Source organism: Hominimerdicola aceti, assembly GCF_025567495.1.
In the GTDB taxonomy this organism is placed as follows: domain Bacteria; phylum Bacillota; class Clostridia; order Oscillospirales; family Ruminococcaceae; genus Hominimerdicola; species Hominimerdicola aceti.
The window spans coordinates 1-4,765 of the sequence record NZ_JAOQJZ010000028.1; the positions used below are offsets into that span (position 1 = coordinate 1).

Below are 4,765 nucleotides of genomic sequence, written 5' to 3' on the forward strand. Positions count from 1 at the left end.
TGTTCGTGACTGGCATATTAAGTCTTGTGCCTTTGCCTGCCGCTAATATTATCTGCTGCATTTTAACCTCCGATAATTTATAGTTATCCTTCAATAACCTTCTCACATATAATACCATATCATGCTTTCACATAAAAGTCAATCACATCCCAAGATTTTTGTAAATTCTCACAAATTGTCGAAATTTGTCGTTTGCAAACAACTCTGATATAATATAAGGTAGGTTTAAAAGCAATTTTATTCGCAAGCCTTTGTGCTTTTTGTGAATGTTGACCAAATTGCTTTGCCTCATAAAATTTTAAGGAGCTGTTTTGATGTTTGAATATAGACCTTTTGTAGACCAATTTCTTGATTATTGCCGTTACCATAAAAAGCTTAGCGACAAAACTGTTCGTGCATACAAAATTGACCTTTCGCAGTATGTGCTGTTTTCCGATACGCTTTCCAAACAAGCATTGTGGGATTACATAGAGTGCCTGAATAAAAAGTACAAGCCGAAAACCGTAAAGCGTAAGCTTGCTACTCTAAAAGCTTTTATCCACTTTCTTTTGCTGCAAGACTACATGGATTTTAATCCATTCGATAAGCTCGAAACTTCGATCAGAGAGCCTGTGCTGCTGCCCAAAACGATACCTCTCGACGTGATCGCTAAGATAATTTCCTTTTCTTATCAGCAGATAGGTTCAGCCAAAAGTGCTTACCAGATGAAATGTGCCGTCAGAAATGCCGCTGTAATTGAATTGCTTTTTGCTACAGGTGCAAGGATTGCTGAGATATGTACTCTTAAACCGGAAAATGTTGATCTTTTAGGACGCTCCGTTAAGTTTTACGGCAAAGGTTCAAAAGAACGCCTTATACCGGTAGAAAATATGGCTGTGCTCAGCATACTTAAAAGGTACAGACTTCTTTTTGAAGATAAGATTGCCGTGTCAGGGTATTTCTTTGTAAATAAGCTCGGCAGAAGAATGACAGAGCAGTCGGTGCGGAATATGCTGAGTTCCTATTGCAGACAATGCGGTGTTGAAATGCACATAACGCCCCATATGTTCCGTCACTCGTTTGCGACCCTGCTTTTGGAAGAAGATGTGGACATTCGTTACATACAAAGAATGTTGGGGCACAGCTCGATAACCACGACTCAGATCTACACGCACGTTACATCGTCAAAGCAAAAGGAGATCTTAAAGACCAAGCACCCAAGAAACAAAATGGATTTTCAGTGATATGTTACAACTAATAGTATTATATCATATAAGAATACATCGTGCTGTGAAATGTCAAAATTATTTGGTGAAATGTAGTGAAATGTAACTTTGCGGTGCTTATTATCATAAAGGAGGTGTAAAATGTCGCAGCTTATCGTTACGAGCCGTTATCTGAAAAGCGGAAATCAGAAAAATAAAACTAAACGAAGAAACTATACAAAGTATATTGCTACCCGTGAAACAGTCGAGATACGAAGTCAAAAATTTGTTGACAGAAATGCCAATGCAACTAAAAATCAAGAGCAGCTTATTAACGACCTGATAAACGACTTTCCTGAATCCAAAAGATACCTTGAGTATGAGGACTATGAAAGAGAGCCGACCATTGAGAATGCCAGTGAATTGATAAGCACAATAGTAGAACGCAATGCTGACGTGGTTGGAAATCGACAGAATTTTGTCGGGTATATGGCTATGCGTCCAGGCGTTGAGAAGAGAGGTTCGCACGGCTTGTTTAACGAAAAGGACGAGCCTATAATTCTGAATCAAGCGGCAAATGAGATAGCTGAACATAAAGGCAATGTTTGGTCACACGTTGTTTCACTTCGCCGTGAAGATGCTGTAAGGCTTGGCTTTGATAATTCAGACGCCTGGCGTGAGCTTGTCAAAAGGCATATTTCCGATATTGCAAATGCTCAGCGTATACCGATTTGCAATCTGAAATGGTATGCTGCTTTTCACGACACAACTCATCATCCGCATATCCATCTGCTTGTCTATTCGACAAATCCAAAGCAGGGATTTTTGACTGCTAAGGGTATAGATCAGATACGTTCAGCTTTTGCAAACGATATATTCCATGACGATTTGCAGTCAATCTATCAGGAGCAGACGTTAAGCCGTGACGAATTGAAAGCTGTATCCAAAACAGAGTTTGAAAGTATTGTAAATATGATCGCAAGTAATGATCATACAGATCCACAGCTTGAAGAACTTATCAGAAAACTATATATCCAATTACAGAATGTGAAAGGCAAAAAAGTTTACGGCTATCTTCCAATGGAGATAAAGGAAACCGTCAATAAAATATTTTCAGAGCTTGCAAAAGATGAGAACATACAGCAGCTCTATGACAAATGGTGCAGTCTTGAACGATTGAAATACAAGACGTATACTCAGAAAGAAGCGGAACTTCCTGAATTAGTCGATAACAAAGTTTTTCAGCCTGTACGGAATATGATAATTCGTACAGTACTTAATATGAAACCATTTGATGCAAATACTGAAATTGAAGGATCTGAACCAAATGATGAATACATTGATAATACGCCTCAGAATATGTCACCTCTGTTTGATGACGCAGAACCGTTGGAAGAGAAAGAAACAGACGAATCGGCTTCGGCAATAAAACACTATATCAAATGGAACGATCAATACAAAAAAGCCTGCAAGCTTATCTATGGCAAAGACGCTAAGCTCAATGATTTTAAGAAAGCAGAACAGCTTTTGTTATCTGAATCACAGCGTGGAAATGTTTTGGCTGTTTACGATCTTGGAAAGCTTTATTCTACCAACAAGCTTGGCGAAAGGAACGAAGAAATGTCTATTGCAAAATACACACAGGCTTTGCAGGGCTTTTTGCAAATAGAACCAAACTCAAAGAAATTAAATCCATATGTTCAGTATCGTATAGGTAAAATGTTTTGCTATGGTCTTGGTACGGAGCAGGACTATGAAAAAGCCTTTGAGTGGTTTGAAAGATCGGCAAAACAGAAAAACAAGTTTGCTCAATTTAGCCTTGCAAATCTGTATTACTATGGCAGCGGTGTGGAGAAAGATCTGTCGCAGGCTTTTCTTTGGTATCAAAGGGCATCCTCTCAGGGGCAGCCTTATGCGGCTTATTCTATCGCTCAAATGTACAGATATGGAGAGTATGTAACCAAAGATAATGATACAGCACAGAGATATTACAAACAAGCTTTGTCGGGATTTTTGAAAATCGAAAACGATGATATGGCGAACGACGATCTCTTTTACAAATTAGGGCAAATGTTTAAGCTTGGACTTGGAACAGACTCAGACGTTACAAAAGCGATCGAATACTTCAGATGTTCAGCTGAAATGAATAACAAAAACGGCTTATTTGAGTATGGCAAAGCACTTTTGATAGGTGAACACATTCCGCAGAATACAGATAGTGCAGTAAAATTGCTTGAGAAAGCTGTCAAACTTAAAAACAGCAATGCAAAAAGATTTCTTGCCCTTGAATATATTTCAGGAGAGCATTTGGAACAGGACATTGAAAAAGGAATAGCCTTGCTTACCGAGTGTGCGGACAGCGGAGATGTCATTGCTAGTTACAGACTAGGCAAAATTTATTTGCAGGGCGAGATAATGCCTCAAAATCTGGACAAAGCAGAAAAGTATTTGCTCTTGGCGGAAGATAACGAGTACACGCAGTATGCTCTTGCTAAGTTGTATTTGCAGGAAGAAAAGTATGATATACAAAAAGCTGTCAATTATTTTGAGAATTGTGCTGTCAAAAATCATTGGGCAAGTTATCAGCTTGGCAGGATCTATCTTTTCGGTGCAGCGGGACTTACAAAGGATAAGGAAAAAGCTGTCGAATGGTTTACAAAGTCTGCAAATGACGGCAACGAGTATGCACAGGCTATTCTGGTCGACATATCGAAGTTTGAGAATGACCTGCTTGCAAATACGATTTTTAGTTTGTTTGTTAGTCTTAATAGGTGTATTCAGGATAGTTATGACAACGATCGTAAAGACCTACAAAGCAGAGTTGACAGAAAACTGATGAGGGTTATTCGCAAAAAGAAAATGGAGTTGGGAGAGAAAGACGAAAATCATATGGATATACAATAAAGAGAACAGCTGATCTGTGCTTGTGAATGCATAGATCAGCTGTTTTTATTTCGCAAAATCTGCACCTTTGCGAAAGACTATTTAAGGCGATTTTGATCGCTATTTTGACTAATGTGATAGAATTTAAGCACATTATATCACATCAAATGGTTTTTGTAAAGTCAAAATAAAAAAAAATTATCAAAAAAACACGGCTGATAAAGTTTTCAGCCGTCAGAATTTCAGTACGAGGAGGGCGATAAAATGAAGAATATAATGAACATTTACAAGAGAAAAGACGGACGTTTCGAGGGGCGTATTCCGTTTGGAAGAGATGATAACGGAAACTTGAAGTATAGGTATCTGTACTCAAGAAATCTTACAGAGCTTAAAGAAAAGATGCTTTATGCGTATACGACTTCTGAAAAGTATTCACCTGTCGTTGGCGGTAAAACCTTGCATGAATTATCGCTTGAATGGCTCGGCAGCGCTAAACTGCGTGTTAAGGAGTCTAGCTATTGCTGTTATGAAAAGATAGTGACTAAGCATATAATTCCGTATTTTGAGAAGATAAAATATTGTGAGTTAAATACTCCGAAAATCAACGCTTTGATATTGTCAATATCCCTTGACACATTTTCTACCCAAAATGCAAAATAAGTATGGAATCAGCTCTCCGAAATGGAACAAATATCCAT

Annotated in this window: 3 protein-coding genes; all 3 read left to right on the forward strand. The window is 38.3% G+C overall.

The genetic code is table 11. The annotated features are described in order from the left end of the window. Positions 1-314: 314 nt before the first annotated feature. Positions 315-1,223, forward strand: coding sequence for a tyrosine-type recombinase/integrase (locus OCV57_RS14150; RefSeq protein WP_267302073.1), 909 nt, complete (start codon positions 315-317; stop codon positions 1,221-1,223). A 123-nt stretch (positions 1,224-1,346) separates the two neighbouring features. Then, positions 1,347-4,088 carry a MobP3 family relaxase gene (mobP3, locus tag OCV57_RS14155; protein WP_267302074.1) on the forward strand — a complete coding sequence of 914 codons (2,742 nt, stop codon included), beginning with the start codon at positions 1,347-1,349 and terminating at the stop codon, positions 4,086-4,088. A 243-nt stretch (positions 4,089-4,331) separates the two neighbouring features. Next, entirely contained in the window at positions 4,332-4,727 is a 396-nt protein-coding gene (locus tag OCV57_RS14160; protein WP_267302075.1) for an N-terminal phage integrase SAM-like domain-containing protein, read from the forward strand. The last annotated feature ends 38 nt before the right edge of the window (positions 4,728-4,765 follow it).

Coding starts and splice junctions, on each gene's coding strand:
- mobP3 (WP_267302074.1), top strand. CDS start 1,347: ATGTCGCAGCTTATCGTTACGAGCCGTTATCTGAAAAGCGGAAATCAG.
- OCV57_RS14150 (WP_267302073.1), top strand. CDS start 315: ATGTTTGAATATAGACCTTTTGTAGACCAATTTCTTGATTATTGCCGT.
- OCV57_RS14160 (WP_267302075.1), top strand. CDS start 4,332: ATGAAGAATATAATGAACATTTACAAGAGAAAAGACGGACGTTTCGAG.